Below are 17901 nucleotides of genomic sequence, written 5' to 3' on the forward strand. Positions count from 1 at the left end.
TGAGAAGCTTCATGGGCTGACCAAAACAAAGAAAAGCTTGCCTTGCGTGGATGCGCCGGCAAGCTTTTCTGCTTGTTGGGGGCTGGCAGCCACCACAACCAGCCCTTCGGTGTCACTGGTGCCGAGCCATTCGCCGGCCTTGCCGCCCTGCGCGGAAGTCCAGAGGACAGGGACGGGGCCTGCCAGCACCTGGCTTTGGCGGGACTCGTCGTAGGATCCCGCAGCTGTGAGGACAACGGTCACCAGTTGGCCGGGCGACAGCAGCTGGATGGAGGATGGATCGGCCATGCGAAGGGGAACAGCAGCAGAACCGGCAGGAGCGCCCACCAGGAGCCCGGGGCCCAGGAGATCCGAATCCATGGGCGTTTGCCCCTTGTTCAGCGGTGAAGCCAATTGGCGCCCCGCAAGCGCCCCAACGTCGTTCAATGCGGCGGGTATGGCCAACTCGGGAGCAACTGCCACGGTACTGAAGTCGGACTCTTTCAGGCTGGTACCGGCGGGCAGATCGCGCGCTGCGACAACCACGCTGACACGTTCCACGGACGCCGGGGTCAGTTGCTGGACCGCCAGTCCTGCCGCGACGCAGAGCAGCAGCGCAACAAAGAGCCGCCGGTTACGGGAAATCCATGCTCCGGGTGTTCTGCGTTGCAGCCCGCCGCGGGAAGCAGCCCGGGACAAGCCCAGGGGAGTGCGGCCACGGGACGGCGGGTGGTGCGGCTGCCTGAGTGGCCGGGGGAATTCGTTGCCGGCTGACCGCTCGGCATGTGCGAGGAGGGCGCTACGGGAGGAATGTGACATTCAGTCACGGTAGCCAGCGTGCCCGGCCGCCTAACAGGGGCCGGGCCGCCTATGTGGAAAAAGCTGCGGGCCTAGCTTGCCGCTGCGGCCGCGGGTGCTGGCGTGGCCGAAGGCGCCGGTGCGGCCGGTGCTGCTGCAGGAGCAGCGGATACTGTGCTTCCCTTGGCATCGCGGGAGTCGGTGCGGTAAAAACCCGAACCCTTAAAGACGACGCCCACGCTGTTGAACTTCTTGCGCAGGGTGCCCTGGCACTCCGGGCACTCTGTCAGGGAGCTGTCTGAGAAGGACTGGACGATGTCGAAGGCATGGTCACAGTCTTTGCAGGCATATGCGTATGTGGGCACTGAGTTCCTCCTTTAGGACAAAGTTCAGGTCCTGTTCCGCTGCAGCGGATCATTTCCGCATTAGCAGTCCCAGGGCCTGAGTGCCAATTCTATCACCCGTCCACGCGGCTGATGCCAGTACTTGTGCCGGAACTCACCAGCTGGCGCAAGCTTTCAAGAGACGATTACGCATCCCCAAGCCGCACCACGCCGGAGGGCGTGAGTACTTCCCGCACGGGGCGGTCAAAAGCCTCGGCGGGTATGGAGCCCGAAGGCAACAGATCGTCGTCGTACACTACCGCGATGGTGGGCGGCCGCTGGCCGGAAGCATCAAGGCCCTGGAGGAGCCGGTCGTAATAGCCGCCGCCCTGGCCAATCCTGTTCCCGTCCCGGTCCACAGCGGTGGCCGGCATGAAGATGCCTGCCGTGGAGGCAACCACCGTACTGTCCAGCCGCTCTCCCAAAGGCTCGTCTATGGGGGCATAAGCGGACCGGACGAAGACCGTGGACGGGGTCCAGTACACCCAGCTCAACTGCCGGTCCGGCTCGCACACTGGAAGCAGGACTTCATGGCCGTCGTCGTGGAGCGCCTTAAGGAGCGGCATGGTGGGCGGCTCGAACGACACGCCGACGTAGACCGCGAACGCGGACGGTTCGCCGGAAGCTGCCGACTTCGCCCATGCGCTTCCGTGCCGGGCGATATCCCCGCCCGCTGCTGCGATCTGCTCGGGAGTCAGACCCCTTCTGTACAGTCGCCGGCTGCGGCGGATGTCTTCTTTCGATGCCATCTGTGTCCCATTCTGAGGTTTGTCCGGTCTGGCGGAATTGTTTCCTGGTGTTGAGCGTGCAGGAAAATGTGAGGCCTGCGCGGCGGGGGGTTTAGCTGATGATCTGTTCCTTCCGTTACATTAGTCCGGTGACTCTCGATAACAACGCTGTCCGTAAGGCTGTCATCCCCGCAGCGGGTCTTGGTACCCGGTTCCTTCCCGCCACCAAGGCGATGCCGAAGGAAATGCTGCCTGTGGTCGACAAGCCCGCCATCCAGTACGTCGTCGAAGAAGCGGTCAAGGTGGGCCTGCACGACGTCCTCATGATTACAGGACGCAGCAAGCGCGCCCTGGAAGACCACTTTGACCGTGTGCCGGCGCTTGAAGCAACCCTGGCTGAAAAGGGCGACACCGCCAAGCTGGAAGCAATTCAATCCGCCACCAACCTCGGCGACATCCACTACGTCCGTCAGGGTGACCCGAACGGCCTCGGCCACGCGGTCTTGCGTGCAAAGCAGCACGTGGGCCACGAGCCCTTCGCCGTCCTCCTGGGTGATGACCTTATCGACGCCCGTGACGACCTCCTCAGCGAAATGATCGCTGTCCAGCAGAAGACCGGCGGCTCCGTCGTTGCTTTGATCGAGGTGGAGCCTTCCAAGATCAGCGCTTACGGCTGCGCCGACGTCGAAGACATCGGCGAAGACGGATACGTACGCATCAAGCAGCTGGTGGAGAAGCCGTCCCCCGAAGAGGCGCCGTCCAACCTTGCCGTCATTGGCCGGTACGTGCTGCACCCGGCCGTCTTTGAAGTCCTGGAGCAGACCGGACCCGGCCGCGGTGGGGAAATCCAGCTGACCGACGCCCTTGAGGTCCTGGCCGCCGGTGAAGGTGAAGGCTACGGCGTCTACGGCGTGGTCTTCCGTGGCCGTCGCTACGACACCGGCGACAAACTGAGCTACCTCAAGGCCTGCATTGAGCTGGCCTGCGACCGTGAGGACCTCGGTCCCGAGCTGCGTGAGTGGCTGCCGAACTTCACTGCCACGCTTCCCCAGTAACACGGATGTACGGCCCTGCGATCTGGCCGGTAACGCTGGAGTGCGGAGACCTGGCACTTCGGCCCATCCGCTATCGCGACAAGAGGGAATGGTCGGAAGTCCGTTCCCGGAACAGTGACTGGCTGGCGCCATGGGAGGCGTCCAACCCGGCCCCGGGTGGCCGCCTCCCCAGCTATCGCCAAATGGTGGGTTCCCTCAATGAACAGGCGCGCCAGTCCACTGCCCTGCCATTCGTGATCGTCGAACGCACTGCAGGAGCCCGCGAACCCGCAATCGTCGGGCAGCTTACTGTCTCCTCGATTCTCTGGGGATCGGCGATGATGGCCACATTGGGCTATTGGGTGGACAAGGACCGTGCTGGGCGCGGCATCGCGCCCACAGCCGTGGCCATGGCCACCGATCATTGCTTCAACGTGCTGGGCCTTCACCGGATGGAGATCAACATCCGTCCAGAAAACGGACCAAGCCTGCGGGTCGTGGAGAAGCTCGGATTCCGTGACGAGGGCTACCGGGAACGCTATTTGCACATCAATGGCCAGTGGGCTGATCACCGCTCTTTTGCCTTGACGTCGGAGGAAGTCCCGGAGGGTCTGCTGAACAGGTGGCTTAGAGGGCAAACGGGCAGGTCATAGGGCATTTCGGCCTTATCTCCAGTCATTTGCGGACTCGGCCACGACACACCGGCCGCAATGCCGCCACCCCCGGTGATTTGCTTCTACGGTTTTGAATGTGGACTTCCCTCTCAGCAGCTCAGTGATACTTGTGGTCACTGTCGCGCTGTGGATGGTCTGGGTGGCGCCGTACGTTCTGCGGAACAGGCGCCAACAAGTCCAAGCGGCCGCTGTTCCAGCAGAGGCTTTCGACGACGAACCAGACGAACCGCAGGCAGGGGTGGTACTGACTTTGGCACCTCAGCAGGAGAAACCGATGGAGACCATGCACAGCAAAGCACAGGCGTCGCCCCAGGAATCCCCCGTGGTCGAGTCGTCTCCGGGCAAGCCGCCCACAACCCCGTTTACCATCCGCTACGCGCGGCTCACGCTGGCTGTGTCCGGGCTGGTCCTGCTGGTGACAGCGCTGGTTTCCGGAATTCTGCGTCTTTTCGGCACCGGATCCGTCTGGTTGCCTTTGGTATCGCTGGTTGGTGCGGTGGTCGCCGTCGTGGTTTTGCGGAAGCTGGCCCTCCGCGACCTCCGTGAACGGCGCGCCCGTCGCGCTGCACAGGCGTCGCCCATCCCTACGCCTGCGCGCTACCTGCCCAAAGAGCCTCGTACTGAGGCGAAAGAGACTTCGGTTTTTGATGCCGAGGCCAGCAGCCGTGAAGCCGCCCGCTTGTCGGCGGCGGAACTGCGCCAGGCAGCGTTGGCCGTCGCGGTTGCCGCCGGAGACCAGTCAGCCCAGGTCGCCGAAGACTCGAGAGGTGCCAGCTGGCAGCCTGTTGAGGTTCCGAAGCCCACCTACGTGGACGCAGCGAAGGCCCAGCGTCCCGCGCCTGAACCGCTGGACTTGCCTGAGGCGCCGAAACCCGTGGGCAAGCCGGTCTTGAAGCAAGCTGCCGGACAAGCTGAAGCAGCGGCAGCTACGCCAAAGAGCCAAAGCGCCCTGAGCAACCTGGACGATGTCCTGCAGCGACGCCGCGCCTGAGGCGGCATGAATTCCATCTGTGTTGCCGGCGGTACGGGCCAGGTGGGACGCGAAGTCGTCCGGCTTGCGTTGGATGCCGGGCACCAGGTTTCGGTTCTTAGCCGCCATGTCCCGGGCGCCGGTTCTGCAGGCCATTACGACGGCGCCACTTACTTCGCCGGCGACGTCACCACAGGTGAGGGCCTGGCGGCCGCTGTGGCCGGTGCCGACGTCGTTATTGACTGCCTTGAGGGGCAGTTCGGGAAAGCCCAAAAGCAATTCGCCGACGGCGGCGCACGGCTTCTCGTGGCCGCTCACGCAGGCGGTGTCCGAAGGGCAGTGGCGCTGTCCATTATCAACTGTGATCTCAGCGACTTCGCCTATTACGCTTCGAAAGCGGACAAGGAAGCCAGGTACCTGGGCGCCCCACTGGAAACCGTGGTGGTCAGGGCAACACAGTTCCATAGCTTGGTTGCCGGGATCTTCGCTGCAGGTGCCCGTATCGGTCTGATCCCTGTCTTCAAGGGTGTCGGATTCCAGACGATCGCTCCGGCCGACGTCGCTGCCGTATTGCTGGAGGAAGCCTTGGCTGTCCAGCTCCCTTCGAGGCATCATGCACGGACGGTGGGCGGTCCAGAGGCGGTCCCCATGCGGGCAATGGCCGAGGCCTGGAAGGCTGTGACGGGTGCCCGGGGCATGATTGTCAGCGTGCCGCTGCCCGGGAGCATGGGGGCGTTCCTGCGCTCCGGCCATAACCTGAGTCCGGCCGACGCTGTTGGGACGGAGACGTTCGTGTCGTGGTTGGAAAAGCGCCGGGAAAGTTTGTAGCCTAGGGACACTGGCCGGGGCGGGATACCGGATCCAGGGGCTATAGCTCAGTTGGTAGAGCGCTTCGTTCGCATCGAAGAGGTCAGGAGTTCGAATCTCCTTAGCTCCACAATTTGTTCGACGTTCAAATCCGGTGCCCGACTGTCTCCACGGCCTCGCACGCCTCGTTCGACGCCAGCAGTTGAAGCGCCTCTGCCGCGGGAGATCCTGGGTCGGCTGCGTACATGAGAATCCGGTGGCCCGATTCGTCCGGAGGGGTGAGGACCTCGAAATGGAGTTCGAGGCGTCCGACCTCGGGGTGATGCATGTATTTCAGCCCGGACATGCAGTTTTCAACCGGATGGCGCGCCCAAAGTTTGGCGAATTCTTCGCTGGCCATGGTGAGCTCGCCCACCAACGAGGTCAATTCCGGGTCATCAGTGGACCGTCCGGCAACCAGCCGAAGCGATGACACAGCGCGGGCAGCTTCCTCGCGCCAGTGCGTGTACAGCTCGCGGGTGTGGGCGTCGAGGAACAAAAGCCGGGTCATGTTCGGCCGGGTGGATGGCGTTCGGGGCGCAGCGAAATCCAGATGACCGGCAACAAGCCGGTGACCGACCCGGTTCCATGCCAACACCTCACTCCGGCGCCCCAGAACGACCGCAGGTGTGTTGGGCATCGACTGGATCAGGCGCAGGGTCCCGGGCCGTGCTTTGTCCGGCTTCGTGGCCGCCCGCCGTTTGGCAGTGGCTGGACGTGCAAGGTTGAACAGATGCGCGCGCTCATCCGTGTTCAGGTTCAAGGCCCGGGCGATCGCGTCAATGATGGCCTCGGAGGCATTGTTGCTGTGGCCCTGCTCAAGGCGGGTGTAGTACGTGCTGCTGACCCCTGCGAGCATCGCCAGTTCTTCCCGGCGGAGTCCGGGGACGCGGCGGATTCCATAGTTGAGGAGGCCGACATCCTCCGGCTTCAGCGCAGCCCGCCGGACGCGAAGGAACTCCCCAAGTTCGCTTTGATTACCCATGGTCTCCATTCTGCCGGTCCTCAGGGGTGCTGTCCTGTCCCTGCCAGTGATAGGCAGGAGGGGGTGTGGTTGATGCCGGAGCGATCCGTGACAGTGGAGGTTCAGACGCTGCTCATGTCAGCGGGCACCACCACACAAGAGGACAACATCCATGACTTCGTACCAGGACGTCACCACTGGAACCGGCGGCCCACCGTCTGCCCAAACCATCCATGGAAGCCAATCCCCGGAACGCATGACCGTTCGGCAACGTTTTGCGCTCGTCGTCCTGCTGGCGGCCAGTTTCACGCTCGCAGTGGATTTCTCCATCCTCAACGTCGCACTCCCGGCGATTGGGGCCGATGTCGGCTTCAGCCTGGAGAACCTCCAATGGATCGCGACGGCGTTTGCCTTGTGCGCCGCCGGGCTCACGTTACTGTTTGGGCGTGTCGCAGATATTGCGGGACGCCGCAGGCTGTTCCTCCTTGGGATGGCCCTGCTCGGTGCAGCCTCGCTGGCCGGTGGTCTGGCGGCCGCGCCAGCGGTGCTGCTGATTGCCCGCGTGGGTCAAGGCATTGCGACTGCCATCGTGGTGCCGGCCGCGCTATCCCTGCTGCTTGCCTCGTTTCAGGAAGGACCGCTGAGGGACAAGGCGCTGGGCCTCAACGGTTCCCTTATGGCCGCAGGATTCACCACGGGTGCCATCCTTGGCGGGCTCCTGACCGACCTGCTCAGCTGGAGATGGGCTTTCCTGATCAATGTTCCGGTGGCCCTTGCGGTGCTCATCATCGGTCCGATGGTGCTGCGGGAGAGCAAGCCGGCCACCAAGCTGCGCTTGGATGTGCCGGGTGCCATCACGGTAACGCTGGGTCTTCTGGCTTTGGTCTTCGGACTCACCCACGCCGCTGAGCACTCGTGGAGCGATCCGCTGACGCTGGCTTCCCTTGGGACCGCCGTCGTGCTCTTTGGGGTGTTCGTGGCCGTCGAGCGCCGTGCCGCGTCACCCCTGGTGCCGCTGGACATCCTGAAGCGGTCCACTGTGGCGTGGGGGAATATCGCGGGCATCCTGGCGTTCGTCACGGAGACGTCCTTGGTTTTCCTCCTGACCCTGTACCTGCAGCAGGTCTTGGGCTATACGCCTCTCGGTGCTGGCCTGGCCTTCGCTGTCCTGGGTGTCGGTACTGTCTTGGGCGGCATCCTTGGGCCCAAGGTCATCGGCAAGTTCGGGAACAAGAAGGCGATCGTTTACGGATTCATTGTCCAAGCCATTGCCACGGGCCTGCTGGTGCTGCTCAGTACTGATCCTGCGTCCATCGGCCTGCTCTTGGTGGCAACGGTCATCGGGGGTGTCGCGAACCTCGTGGTCATTGTCGGTTTCATGGTCACGGCAACGTCCGGCCTGCCCGATGCCGAGCAGGGGTTGGCCACGGGACTGGCAACGATGAGCCAGCAGATAGGAATCACCATGGGCATACCGGTGATGAGCGCGATTTTCACCGCGCGTGTTCTTGTCCTCGGCAACCACGAAGCCCCTGCGGTGCTCAGCGGCGTGACCACCGCCATTTGGGTCAACGCCGGGCTGTGCCTGGTGACGGCCCTGTTGGTTGCAGTGTTCCTACCGAAACCGTCCCGGTTACCGGCGATCGGCTGACTTCCTCCTGCGCCTGACGCTCCGAACAACGAGCCAGCCCACGAAAACCGCCACGGCCGCGTACACCGCGTAATTGAGGAACCGCGAGTACTGGTCGATCAGGTGATACTGGGTGCCGAGCAATGCCCCCAGACCGATCAGCACGGCGTTCCAGAGGCCGGCTCCGGCAATTGTGAAGATGGAGAACGTCACGAGGTTCATCCGTTCCGCACCGGCGGGCAAGGAAATGAGACTGCGCACACCGGGCAGCAGCCTGCCAAAGAAGATCGCCGACTTGCCGTGGCGTTCGAACCATGAGGAGGCTTTCTCGAAGTCCTCCCTGTCAACCAGGGGTAGCTTCGATAGCAGCGTGATGGACCTCTCCAGGCCCACCTTTAAGCCGAGCCAGTACAAGAACAACGCGCCTGCGTATGCGCCGAGGGTGCTGGTGGCGAACACCAAGACGACGTTCATGCTTCCCTGCTGGGTGAGGAATCCCGCCAGTGGCAGTATTACCTCGCTGGGGATTGGGGGAAATACGGTCTCCAGGAACGTCATCAGGCCTACACCCCATTCGCCCAGGGCATCGATCACCTGGGCGGCGATCCCCACAAGGCCGGTCAATTCTTCGGTCGAACCTTGGGCTCTCAGTACACTGATCAACTCTTCGCCCTCTCATTGACTTCGCCACCGTAAACGCTATTGCCATGAGCCCTATCGGGCAAAGCAGCCCCATGTGCGCTGAGCCTTGCAGCCCGAATCCCAACGCCAAGCCATGCTCTTTGCGGGCCCCGGGGGATCGACAAGGATGAATAGGACACCCTGCCGTGCCAGAAGGAGCATCGAACATACCCTCAGACGACGCAGCTTGAAGGTGGCTATTCCGTCTTGGAGTTGCCCACTTACGACGCTGCGCTGGAATGGGCTGCCAGGATTGCCGCAGCCTGCCGTTGTGCGCAGGAGGTCAGGGCCTTTCAGTACGATCCTGCCAGCTGATTCCCATTGTCTTGGCTCCGAACCGGCTATATCGTTGACTATATCGTTCAGTATCGTTCGCAACCTCCAGAGGTGAGCTTGATGCACAATTCATTTCCTTCCAGCGGATTCATGGGCAACAACTTCGACGGCATGTGGCAAGCCGTGGAAGAGTTTCGATCACGGTTTGAGAAGCGCGCCGGCAGTAGGGCGGGCCGCGGCGAGTTGAGGACAGCCATTCTTGCCCTCCTGGCCGAACGCCCCATGCACGGCTACCAGATCATCCGGGAGATCGAGGAGCGCAGTGGCGGAAATTGGAAGCCCAGCGCGGGTTCGGTGTACCCCACGCTGCAACTGCTCTCGGATGAGGGGTTCGTCAGTTCGGAGGAATCCAGTGGACGCAAAATCTATTCACTGACCGAGGCCGGCAGGGAAGACGTGGCCAGTTCCGAGACGTCCGCGCCGTGGGGCTCAGTGGGTGCTTCGTCGGGGCCGGGGTTCGCGGCGTTGCCCAAGGCCGGGGTGGAACTCGCCCAGGCCGCAGCCCAGGTGGGCCGGACCGGGACGCCCCAGCAGGTGCAGGAAGCGGTGGCGGTGCTGGCCGAGGCCCGCCGTCGGCTGTACTCGATCCTCGCCAAGGACTAAAGGGTGACGTCGGTTCGACTCGATCAGGCACAGCACACCCCAGCCGCTGTGGGCGCCAGCGCCCGCTACCGCCGCATCCTCCGGTTCGCCGCTTGGCATCTTGCGGTGACATGGTGGTTTGAGCTTTTCCTGCCGCGGCTGGGCCTGCGGCGGCTTACTGAACGCAGTCGTTCCCGGCGCATGAGGCGTTTTGCCCAACGCTTCCACCAGCTGGCGGTCGAACTTGGCGGCCTGATGATCAAAGTGGGCCAGTTCATGTCCTCCCGGCTCGACGTCCTGCCTCCGGAAATCACCGCGGAGCTGGAAGGCCTGCAGGATGAAGTGCCACCCGTTCCGTTTCCGGCCATCCGCAAGCTTGCAGAGGCAGAATTGGGGGCGCCCCTGGAGTCGGTGTTTGCCTCGATTGAGGAGGCGCCCATTGCTGCCGCCTCCCTCGGGCAGGCCCACCGCGCCAAGCTCCTGCCGGGCAACGCGGAAGATACCGGCCTGAGCAGCGTGGTGTTCAAAGTCCAGCGGCCAGGTATCAACACCATTGTCGATACCGACCTGGCCGCGCTGCGGAAGGTTGGAGGGTGGCTTAGCCGAATCCGTATCGTGTCCAACCGGGCGGACGTCCCCGCGTTGATCAAGGAGTTCGCCCAGACCAGCCTGGAGGAGATCGATTACCTTAACGAAGCAGCGAATTCCGAGCGGTTCGCCGCCGACTTTGCCCACGACCCCCGGGTGACGGTACCGGGGGTGGTGTGGGAGCGGACCACGCGCCGTGTACTCACACTCGAAGACGTCACTGCCATCAAAATCACTGATGCTGACGCGCTGCGTTTGGCCGGTATCGATCCCTCGGCTGTCGCACCCGTCTTTGCGTCCGTGATGTTTGACCAGCTGTTCTCCAATGGCTTCTTCCACGCTGACCCGCACCCCGGCAACATCTTCGTCACGCCCAACGCCGGAACGTCGGAGCATCCTTGGAAATTGACCTTCATCGACTTCGGGATGATGGGTGAGGTTCCACCCAAGACCAGATCCGGACTTCGGAAGCTCCTGATCGCGGCAGCTGCCCGGGACGGAAAAGGACTGGTCTCCGCCATCAGCGATGTCGGAGTCCTGATGCCCTCGGCCGACACCGCCGAACTGGAACGGGCCATGACCCAGCTTTTTGCACGCTTTGGAGGCATGGGCTTTGCCGAGTTGCGTGATGTGGACCAACGGGAGTTCCGCGATTTCGCGGTTGAATTCGGAAGCGTCATCCGCTCACTGCCTTTCCAGCTACCCGAGAACTTCCTGCTTGTCATCCGTGCCATGTCCCTGACATCCGGAGTCTGCAGTTCCCTGGATGCCCGGTTCAATCTCTGGGATTCCGTAGAGCCGTATGCGGCACAGCTGCTTCGTGATGAGCGCGGCAACCTGGTCAGTGACATCACCGCCCAGGCAATCGACGCCGCGACGCTGGCTTTTCGCCTGCCAAAACGGGTTGATGCGCTGATCACCCGTGTAGAGGATGGCTCGCTGCAAGTATCCAACCGTCGGATGGAACGCCAATTGGCGCGCCTCATTCGGCTGGCACGGGCGGCAGTGGCGGCATTGATGTTCGGGGCCCTGCTGATCGCAGGTTCCGTGGTCCGGGGCGGCGACGAGGTGCTCGGCAATGTGCTGATGGTGGTCTCCTTGGTCCCTTTGCTTGGAGCGATGCTGACGGGACGCGGGCGCAGCCATTGAGTCGACGCGGCCATTGAGCGGACACAGCCATCGGGCGGAAGCAGCCATTGATCTGGGGCGCCGTAGAATTGCCCTGTGACTGAGACCCCCGCCCGCCGTGAGGTATCCGGCGGCATGAACGGACCGCTTCTGGTAGGAGTCATGCCGGGGCAGCACCCGGCAGTGGTGGAGCAAGCAGCGTTGGTGGCTGCCCGCGGGGAACTGCCTCTCGTGTTCGCCTACGCCGATGTCACTGTTTACCCTGTGGACGGAACCACTGGAGGACCGGCCGCTCCGATTGATCCTGACGGTCTTGACGGCGACGACGACCAAGCCGGCGAAACCCTCGAAAAGTTGTCCGAAACCATTGCCGGACAACTTCAGGGCACCGACCTCCAATGGACCGTAGTGCCGCTGGCGGGAGAGCCTGCCAAAGCCTTGGCCCGCGAGGCCCAGGAGATTGGTGCGTCCATGATTGTGGTGGGTACCCGAGGACATGGCTTAACGGCCACGCTCAAGGAAGTCACGGCCGGTTCCGTGGCACGCCATCTGTTTCACAGGCAGAGCCGCCCAGTGTTGGTGGTCCCCGTGAACCCACGGGTTCCGGAGAACGATGACGACGGGTAACGCCAAACGCCCGATACACCTGCACTGGGGATTCATGGGGATCGTTGCCGCAGGAGGAGTGCTGGGGGCGATGACACGTTACGGCATGGGGCTGGTGATTCCCGCACCTGATGCCTGGCCCCTGCCCACCTTGGTCATCAACCTTACCGGGGCGTTGGCGCTCGGCGCTGTTCTGGAGGGCCTCTCCCGCAGGGGGCCCGACGTCGGAAGTCGCCGGGTGGTGCGGCTCGCGTTGGGTACGGGGTTCCTGGGCGCCTACACCACCTACAGCACTTTGGCGGTGGACGCTGTGCACCTACTCGCTGCGAATGCGGTTCCTGCAGCTGTGGGCTACCTGGCCGCGAGCCTTCTGGGTGGTGCCGTTGCCACCATCACAGGAATATGGCTGGGAGCGTGGCATCACAGGTTCACCTCACGGAGGGTATCGTGACGGTACTCCTGCTGGGCCTGGCCGGGGGAGTGGGCGCAACCGCCAGGTTCATGCTGGATGGTTTCATCCGTTCCAAGCTGAAGACCGCACTTCCGTGGGCCACCATTCTCATCAATGTTTCCGGTTCCCTGGTCCTCGGTTTCCTGGCAGGGTTGATGATGCGCGGCGCGGCGCCCGAGTCAGCGTACCTTGTTCTGGGCACCGGTTTCCTTGGCGGCTACACAACGTTCAGCACTGCGAGCCTGGAGACTATCCGGTTGATCCAAAGCGGCAGGACGGGGCTGGCGCTCCTCAACGGATTGGGATCAATGGCCGCCAGCGTCTTCGCCGCCGCTGCCGGGATGGGGCTCACTGCTCTCCTGCCGTGAGCTGTGGCGAAGCTCACCAAGGGACGCATTGCCCCGGTTGTAGGATCGAGCCATGGCTAACAAGACTTTCAATGAACTGTTGTCCGCCCAGGTTGCCAATGAGTTTGCAGCCTCCCAGCAGTACATCGCCGTGGCTGTGTACTTTGACGGTGAAGACTTGCCGCAGCTTGCCCGGCACTTCTACCGGCAGTCCCTGGAGGAACGCAACCACGCCATGATGATGGTGCAGTACATGCTGGACCGCAACGTGCACGTGGAAATCCCGGGCATCGCACCTGTGCGGAACAACTTCACCAACGCCAAGGAGCCGATCGCGCTGGCCCTCGAGCAGGAGAAGGAAGTTACGCGCAACATTGAGGAGATGTTCCGTGCTGCCCGCGCCGAGGGCGACGCACTCGGTGAGCAGTTCATGCTGTGGTTCCTGAAGGAGCAGGTTGAAGAGGTCGCCTCCATGACCACATTGCTCAACATCACCGAGCGCGCTGAGAACTTGTTCGACATTGAAAACTATGTGGCACGCGAAGCAGTTGGCGACGGCGGACACGACGCCAGCGCCCCCTCCGCGGCCGGCGGCGCCATCTAGACGCAACAACTTCATCGAGAGGTCGTCGGAAGCTCAGCTTCCGGCGACCTCTTCGCGTGTCGGGTCGTCGTCCTGGTGGGAGCGGCCAAGCAAGGACAGGCGGCTTGCGATGCGGGCGAGGTCCACCGGGAGGCCGCTGCCCGCGGCCTCCACGTCCCAATCCAGGGGACCGCGGCCAATGAGGAACAAGGTGATGTCCTGATCGTGCAGCACGTCCACCACGTTGCTGAACCGTTGCCAGGCCGGCGCGGATGCTGCGGTGGCCTCCGCAGGTGAGGGGACGCCGTCGATCACCCAGGTAGTGAACGTTTCTGCCAACGCCAGATAGTCCGACGTCGACGTCAGGCCCCCGCACAACTCCTCGAAGGAAACCCAGAGGAGGTCGGGATCTGAGTTCTTGACGACGATCGGCTGGGTGGTGGGAGTCAGCACCCGGCTTTGTGAGGCTGACGGGATGAACAGGCCCAGGCGCCCAAGCTGCCGGGGCGTGCCGGGCGTCACGATGCGTCCTGCCCGGAAGGATTCGAAACCTTGGGGCGGGGTGGACCCTGCGGCGGGGAAGCGACGGAAATCCTCCGAACCATCGATCTTCACAATGTCCATCATCTCCTTGATCGCCTCGATGGTGGGCAGGAAATGGTCGTGCCAGAGGGGATTGGGCAGAAGATCGTCAGGGGCGTAGTTCGAGGTGACCGCCAAGGGAATGCGGCGCTGCGCGGCGGTGCGCAGGAGACGGGCAATGAACATGCCGTCACCAACATCATGGACGTGGAACTCGTCAAAGCAGAGGACATCGATGCCGTCCAGGAGCGCATCCACCGACTGCTGGATGGCCGTCGCGGTGCCAGCACTGGATTCATGGGTTCCCACGTGGAGCTTGCGGAAGAAGTCGTGGAAATGGACCCGCCGCTTGCGGACCTCCAGCTGCGCAAAGAAGCTGTCCATCAGCCAGGTCTTTCCGCGTCCCACCGGTCCGTGGAGATAGAGGCCCCGCGGTACTTTCCGGGAAAGAGTCCGACGCCGGACCGTCACCTCCGCGCCCAAGGCCGCCAACCGTGCGGCTGCTTGCTGCTGGCTGTCTTCGAGTACGAAACCTGAGTGCCCGGCGTCGTGGTTTATTCGTTGGAGCAATGCCCGGGCAGTGTCCCGGGCAGCCCGCGGAGTGGGCCTCAAGAGAGGCGTCACAGCCACCCTTTGCGCTTGAAGATCAGGTACATGAGCAGTGCCGCGCCTACCATGAGGCCAATGGCCATGGGGTAGCCGAAGGCCCAGTGGAGCTCGGGCATATGGTCGAAGTTCATCCCATAAACGCCGGCCACGAACGATGGCGCGAAGAGGATGGCAGCCCAGGAGGAGATCTTCTTGACCTGCTCATTTTGGGCGGCACTGGCCTCGTTTTGCCGGTTGGCGGTCAGCGTGCCATCCAACGTCAACGCGTTCTGCAGCAGGTCCCTGAAAGAGTTCACCCGGGAGATGACGCGCTGGACGTGGTCTTCGACATCGCGGAGCGAGCGCTGCAACTCGATGTCGACGCCATACTTCTCAAAGCCCTTCTCCAGAAGCGACATGACGTCGGGGAGGGGTTGGATGGCCCGCTGGAACTGGATCACTTCGCGGGCGAGTTCGTAGATCCTCCTGGATACGGTGCTGTCGCCGCTGAAGAGCTGGTCTTCGATTTCGTCGATGTCGTTCTCCAGGCCGGCCACGACTGGCGCGTAGTCGTCCACCACCTGGTCCAGGAGCGCGTAGAGCACTGCTTCCGGACCGTGGCACAGCAGATCCGGCCGGGCTTCCAACCTGTGGCGGACACGGGCGACTCCGCCGGTTTCAGCGTGGCGGATGGTCACCACGAAGTTGGCGCCAGTGAAGATGTGCAGTTCCCCGAACTCCACGGATTCGGTGTCATCCAGGTACCTCGCCGGCCGCAGGACGGTGAAGAGGTTGCTGTCGTAGCGTTCAATCTTGGGTCGCTGGTGAGCAGAGACGGCGTCCTCCACAGCGAGCCGGTGCAGGCCGAACTCCCGGGCCACCGCAGCCATCTCTTCCTGGGTGGGACGATAGAGGCCGATCCAGGCCATGCCGCCATGTTCGGCCAAGGTCTCGAAGGTTTGCTCGAGGCTGTGCGGGGTGGCTGTGCGGACGCCGTCCACGTAAACGGCGTTGTCGATAATGGTCACAGTTGAACGCTACTGCATGGCCCCGATGATGGCGCCCGCAACAGTCATGGCGACGATGTCGTGGCCCGAATCGATCACCGTCACGGCAGACGGGCGCCCTGCGAAGCCGTTGTGGATCACGTGGCCTCCTGCGCGGAACACCACCGACAGGATCAGGGCGAAGACGCCGGCTGCCCAGAAGGTGTTGAGCTCCAGCGCGCTGACCAGGATGGCCAGGAGGATGCTGGTCACTGCGGCTGCGAGCATCATGGGCACCCAGATCCCAGCGCCGCCTTCGATGTTCTTAAGATCGTCCTCGGTCTTGCCGATTGCCTGCATCCACCTGCGTCCAAGTACGGCCGGCATGTACCAGAGGAAACCGATCACCATGCTTGAAACGAAGGCCAGAAGTACGGCGATCCAGTTGATCTGCGAGATGTGTGAGAGCCAATCCATGCCTAAGATCCTAGTTCGTTCAGGCCTCCGCCCCGGGGCTCTGGGTATCGTTCCTGCTCCGTGTTGGCGCTGCGGCCATCCTGCCAATAAGTGGTTCCGTGCGGTACGGAATGTGCGTGTGGAGGGCCAGCACCGTTTCGGTCCTGATGACCCCCTTGGTCCTAAGGACAGAGCGCAGTGCGGACTGCAGGTTGTGGGTATCGGTCGCCACCACGCGGCACCACAGATCTCCGCGCCCTGAAATTTCATGCACTTCAAGGACCTGGGGGATGAGGCGCAAGGCGCCAATGACGCCGTCGAGTTCGCGGTGGGTGACTTCAATCGTGACGAAAGCGACGACGTCGTAACCCACCTTTTCGAGGTCCACCTCTCGCCCGGCGGCCTGGAGTACGCCGGTGCGGAGCAGGCGCTTAAGCCGGCTTTGGGCGGTATTCCGTGCGATGCCCAATGCGTCGCTCAATTCGGCGATCTGGATGCGGGGGTCCTTGATGAGCTCCAGAAGGATCTTAAGGTCCATGGAGTCGAGGGTGTTCAAATGGTCACTCCGGATCACTCGGTTGATGCATCTTTGAGTATTCTGCTCAATCCTCGCACCCTTTTGGCTCGCAATAATCAGTAGTCCTGCATTCTATTGCCATCAATACTTAGCCGGATCTGCGCTTCCCATAAGGAAACCGTGTCCGGAAACCGAGTCCGAAGGCATGGAAATGACTGTCTTGAGCGAACTCCGCATGCGTCCGGCCACCGCCGGGCGCTGGGGATGGGATGCCTCCACCACGGCCAGGCTGGTCCTGGCCGGAGTTGTGATCTTTACGTTGCTGGTTGGCGCAAACCTCGCCACCCCGCTGTACCCCCTGCTCCAGGCCAGGATCGGCCTGTCATCGCTGGACGTGACCGCGGCCTTTTCCAGCTACGTGCTGGCGCTGGTCGCGGTGCTGATGGTGGCGGGCCACTGGTCGGACCATATCGGGCGCCGTGCAGCGTTGGTGCTTGCAGTCCTGGTTGGCCTGGTGGGCGGAGCGATCTTCGCCAACGCAGATTCGCTGCTTTCCCTGTCCGCGGGCAGGGCCCTTCAGGGAGTCGCGGTAGGACTCGCCACGGGGGCCAGTTCCGCAGCTTTGCGCGAGTTGCTGCCCACGCGGCCTGAATGGGCCTCCCGGTTCACACTGCTTTCCTCAGCCGGAGGTGTGGCTGCGGGTCCCGCGATTGGTGGTCTTTTGTCCCTCTTGCCCGAACCCACCCGCTCGCCCTACTACGTCCATTCGGCAGTGCTGCTGGCAACGCTCATTCCACTGTGGCTGCTGAAAGCCCGGCCGGCGATCGCACCTGCGGAGGGGCCCAGGGCCCACAAGGTCCTTGCCCCTCGGAAGCCATCGATCTCCAAGGATGCCCGGGGCGCTTTTTGGATGGCCGCGGCCACTGGATTCCTGAGCTTTGCCGTGTTCGGTTTTTGCCTGTCGCTGGCGCCCGGATACTTCGCAACGGTGGTTCACGCAGACTCCCGGCCGTTGATCGGCCTTCTTGCCGGCGTCACTTTGGGTGCCTCGGCCCTTAGCCAGTTGCTGGGTGTCCGTGGCCGCTTTGTTGTCCCTGCTGCGCTCGCCGTCTTGGGCGTGTCCGTGGTCCTGGTGGGAGCTGCCGCGGCCTGGTCGAGTCCGGGGCTCCTGGTAGCTGCGAGCATCACGGCCGGTATGGGCCAGGGCATTGCTTTCCGGCAAGTATTCAATGAAGTGGCCGGAAAAGTGGAGGCCGCCCGCCACGCGCAAGTGATCAGCACGGTTTACGTCATCACGTACTTGGGAAGCGCAGTTCCGGTGATTGGGCTGGGAATCGCGGTCACGGCACTGGGCCTGCAGGCCGCCGTCGTAGGTTTCACCGTGCTGTGCGGGGTGGCGGCGCTCACGCTGGCCGCCGTGTCCATGAGGAGTGCCCTGCGGGCCTGATGGCCGCAGGGCCGCTG

The 17901-nt window shown here is 63.1% G+C and carries 21 protein-coding genes, 1 tRNA gene and 1 pseudogene; 14 read left to right on the forward strand and 9 right to left on the reverse strand.

What is annotated here, in order from left to right; all coding sequences use genetic code 11:
* Window positions 1-9: 9 nt before the first annotated feature.
* From AB0N72_RS10835 to AB0N72_RS10845, 3 genes are all read right to left on the reverse strand, one after another.
* The gene (locus tag AB0N72_RS10835) at window positions 10-798 is read right to left on the reverse strand and encodes an RcpC/CpaB family pilus assembly protein (RefSeq protein WP_363930418.1); all 789 of its coding nucleotides are present in this window, start codon (window positions 796-798) and stop codon (window positions 10-12) included.
* 71 nt (window positions 799-869) lie between these two features.
* Window positions 870-1142: an FmdB family zinc ribbon protein gene (locus tag AB0N72_RS10840; protein WP_363930419.1), complete on the reverse strand. Its 273-nt coding sequence runs from the start codon at window positions 1140-1142 to the stop codon at window positions 870-872.
* 164 nt (window positions 1143-1306) lie between these two features.
* Window positions 1307-1909, reverse strand: a complete 603-nt coding sequence (locus AB0N72_RS10845) for a 5-formyltetrahydrofolate cyclo-ligase (protein WP_363930420.1) — start codon at window positions 1907-1909, stop codon at window positions 1307-1309.
* Between the two features lie 128 nt (window positions 1910-2037).
* Here AB0N72_RS10845 and galU point away from each other — a divergent pair, with 128 nt between their 5' ends.
* The 5 genes from galU (at window position 2038) to AB0N72_RS10870 (ending at window position 5503) form a co-directional block, all read left to right on the forward strand.
* The gene (galU, locus tag AB0N72_RS10850; RefSeq protein WP_363930421.1) at window positions 2038-2943 is read left to right on the forward strand and encodes a UTP--glucose-1-phosphate uridylyltransferase GalU; all 906 of its coding nucleotides are present in this window, start codon (window positions 2038-2040) and stop codon (window positions 2941-2943) included.
* A gap of 5 nt (window positions 2944-2948) precedes the next feature.
* Complete coding sequence (locus AB0N72_RS10855; RefSeq protein ID WP_363930422.1) at window positions 2949-3575, forward strand: GNAT family protein; 627 nt, start codon at window positions 2949-2951, stop codon at window positions 3573-3575.
* 130 nt (window positions 3576-3705) lie between these two features.
* Entirely contained in the window at window positions 3706-4587 is an 882-nt protein-coding gene (locus AB0N72_RS10860; RefSeq protein WP_363930756.1) for a hypothetical protein, read from the forward strand.
* A 6-nt stretch (window positions 4588-4593) separates the two neighbouring features.
* Window positions 4594-5394, forward strand: a complete 801-nt coding sequence (locus AB0N72_RS10865) for an NAD(P)H-binding protein (protein ID WP_363930423.1) — start codon at window positions 4594-4596, stop codon at window positions 5392-5394.
* 36 nt (window positions 5395-5430) lie between these two features.
* Window positions 5431-5503, forward strand: a tRNA-Ala gene (locus AB0N72_RS10870).
* 15 nt (window positions 5504-5518) lie between these two features.
* Here the strand turns inward: AB0N72_RS10870 and AB0N72_RS10875 are convergent.
* Window positions 5519-6397, reverse strand: a complete 879-nt coding sequence (locus tag AB0N72_RS10875) for a helix-turn-helix transcriptional regulator (RefSeq protein ID WP_363930424.1) — start codon at window positions 6395-6397, stop codon at window positions 5519-5521.
* A gap of 235 nt (window positions 6398-6632) precedes the next feature.
* Here AB0N72_RS10875 and AB0N72_RS10880 point away from each other — a divergent pair, with 235 nt between their 5' ends.
* The gene (locus tag AB0N72_RS10880) at window positions 6633-8027 is read left to right on the forward strand and encodes an MFS transporter (RefSeq protein ID WP_363930757.1); all 1395 of its coding nucleotides are present in this window, start codon (window positions 6633-6635) and stop codon (window positions 8025-8027) included.
* On the opposite strand, the gene AB0N72_RS10885 is transcribed toward AB0N72_RS10880, so the two are convergent.
* Entirely contained in the window at window positions 8010-8669 is a 660-nt protein-coding gene (locus AB0N72_RS10885; protein ID WP_363930425.1) for a DedA family protein, read from the reverse strand. The two genes, AB0N72_RS10880 and AB0N72_RS10885, sit on opposite strands and share 18 nt — an antisense overlap.
* A gap of 183 nt (window positions 8670-8852) precedes the next feature.
* Here AB0N72_RS10885 and AB0N72_RS10890 point away from each other — a divergent pair.
* The 7 genes and pseudogenes from AB0N72_RS10890 to AB0N72_RS10920 form a co-directional block, all read left to right on the forward strand.
* Window positions 8853-9002, forward strand: a pseudogene (locus tag AB0N72_RS10890) (transcription initiation protein); the annotation flags it as partial.
* 81 nt (window positions 9003-9083) lie between these two features.
* Window positions 9084-9626: a PadR family transcriptional regulator gene (locus AB0N72_RS10895; RefSeq protein WP_363930426.1), complete on the forward strand. Its 543-nt coding sequence runs from the start codon at window positions 9084-9086 to the stop codon at window positions 9624-9626.
* Between the two features lie 3 nt (window positions 9627-9629).
* Window positions 9630-11342: an AarF/UbiB family protein gene (locus AB0N72_RS10900; RefSeq protein WP_363930427.1), complete on the forward strand. Its 1713-nt coding sequence runs from the start codon at window positions 9630-9632 to the stop codon at window positions 11340-11342.
* Window positions 11343-11417: 75 nt separating this feature from the next.
* Window positions 11418-11948, forward strand: a complete 531-nt coding sequence (locus AB0N72_RS10905) for a universal stress protein (RefSeq protein ID WP_363930428.1) — start codon at window positions 11418-11420, stop codon at window positions 11946-11948.
* On the forward strand, window positions 11935-12378 hold the full coding sequence (locus AB0N72_RS10910; protein WP_363930429.1) for a CrcB family protein: 444 nt from the start codon (window positions 11935-11937) through the stop codon (window positions 12376-12378). The genes AB0N72_RS10905 and AB0N72_RS10910 overlap by 14 nt, the downstream gene beginning before the upstream one ends.
* Window positions 12375-12746: a fluoride efflux transporter CrcB gene (gene crcB / locus AB0N72_RS10915; RefSeq protein WP_363930430.1), complete on the forward strand. Its 372-nt coding sequence runs from the start codon at window positions 12375-12377 to the stop codon at window positions 12744-12746. Before AB0N72_RS10910 ends, crcB begins: the two co-directional genes overlap by 4 nt.
* 52 nt (window positions 12747-12798) lie before the next feature.
* Window positions 12799-13329: a ferritin gene (locus tag AB0N72_RS10920; protein WP_363930431.1), complete on the forward strand. Its 531-nt coding sequence runs from the start codon at window positions 12799-12801 to the stop codon at window positions 13327-13329.
* A gap of 33 nt (window positions 13330-13362) precedes the next feature.
* Here the strand turns inward: AB0N72_RS10920 and zapE are convergent, their stop codons facing one another.
* The 4 genes from zapE to AB0N72_RS10940 are packed head-to-tail and all read right to left on the reverse strand — an operon-like array spanning window position 13363 to window position 16476.
* Entirely contained in the window at window positions 13363-14514 is a 1152-nt protein-coding gene (gene zapE, locus AB0N72_RS10925) for a cell division protein ZapE (RefSeq protein ID WP_363930432.1), read from the reverse strand.
* Window positions 14511-15506, reverse strand: a complete 996-nt coding sequence (gene corA / locus AB0N72_RS10930) for a magnesium/cobalt transporter CorA (RefSeq protein WP_363930433.1) — start codon at window positions 15504-15506, stop codon at window positions 14511-14513. The genes zapE and corA overlap by 4 nt, the downstream gene beginning before the upstream one ends.
* 9 nt (window positions 15507-15515) lie before the next feature.
* Complete coding sequence (locus AB0N72_RS10935) at window positions 15516-15941, reverse strand: DUF1761 domain-containing protein (RefSeq protein WP_363930434.1); 426 nt, start codon at window positions 15939-15941, stop codon at window positions 15516-15518.
* A 19-nt stretch (window positions 15942-15960) separates the two neighbouring features.
* Window positions 15961-16476, reverse strand: a complete 516-nt coding sequence (locus tag AB0N72_RS10940; RefSeq protein WP_363930435.1) for an Lrp/AsnC family transcriptional regulator — start codon at window positions 16474-16476, stop codon at window positions 15961-15963.
* Window positions 16477-16648: 172 nt separating this feature from the next.
* Here AB0N72_RS10940 and AB0N72_RS10945 point away from each other — a divergent pair, with 172 nt between their 5' ends.
* Window positions 16649-17884 carry an MFS transporter gene (locus AB0N72_RS10945; protein WP_363930436.1) on the forward strand — a complete coding sequence of 412 codons (1236 nt, stop codon included), beginning with the start codon at window positions 16649-16651 and terminating at the stop codon, window positions 17882-17884.
* The last annotated feature ends 17 nt before the right edge of the window (window positions 17885-17901 follow it).

It is taken from the genome of Paenarthrobacter sp. NPDC089307 (assembly GCF_040685055.1).
Taxonomy (GTDB): domain Bacteria; phylum Actinomycetota; class Actinomycetes; order Actinomycetales; family Micrococcaceae; genus Arthrobacter.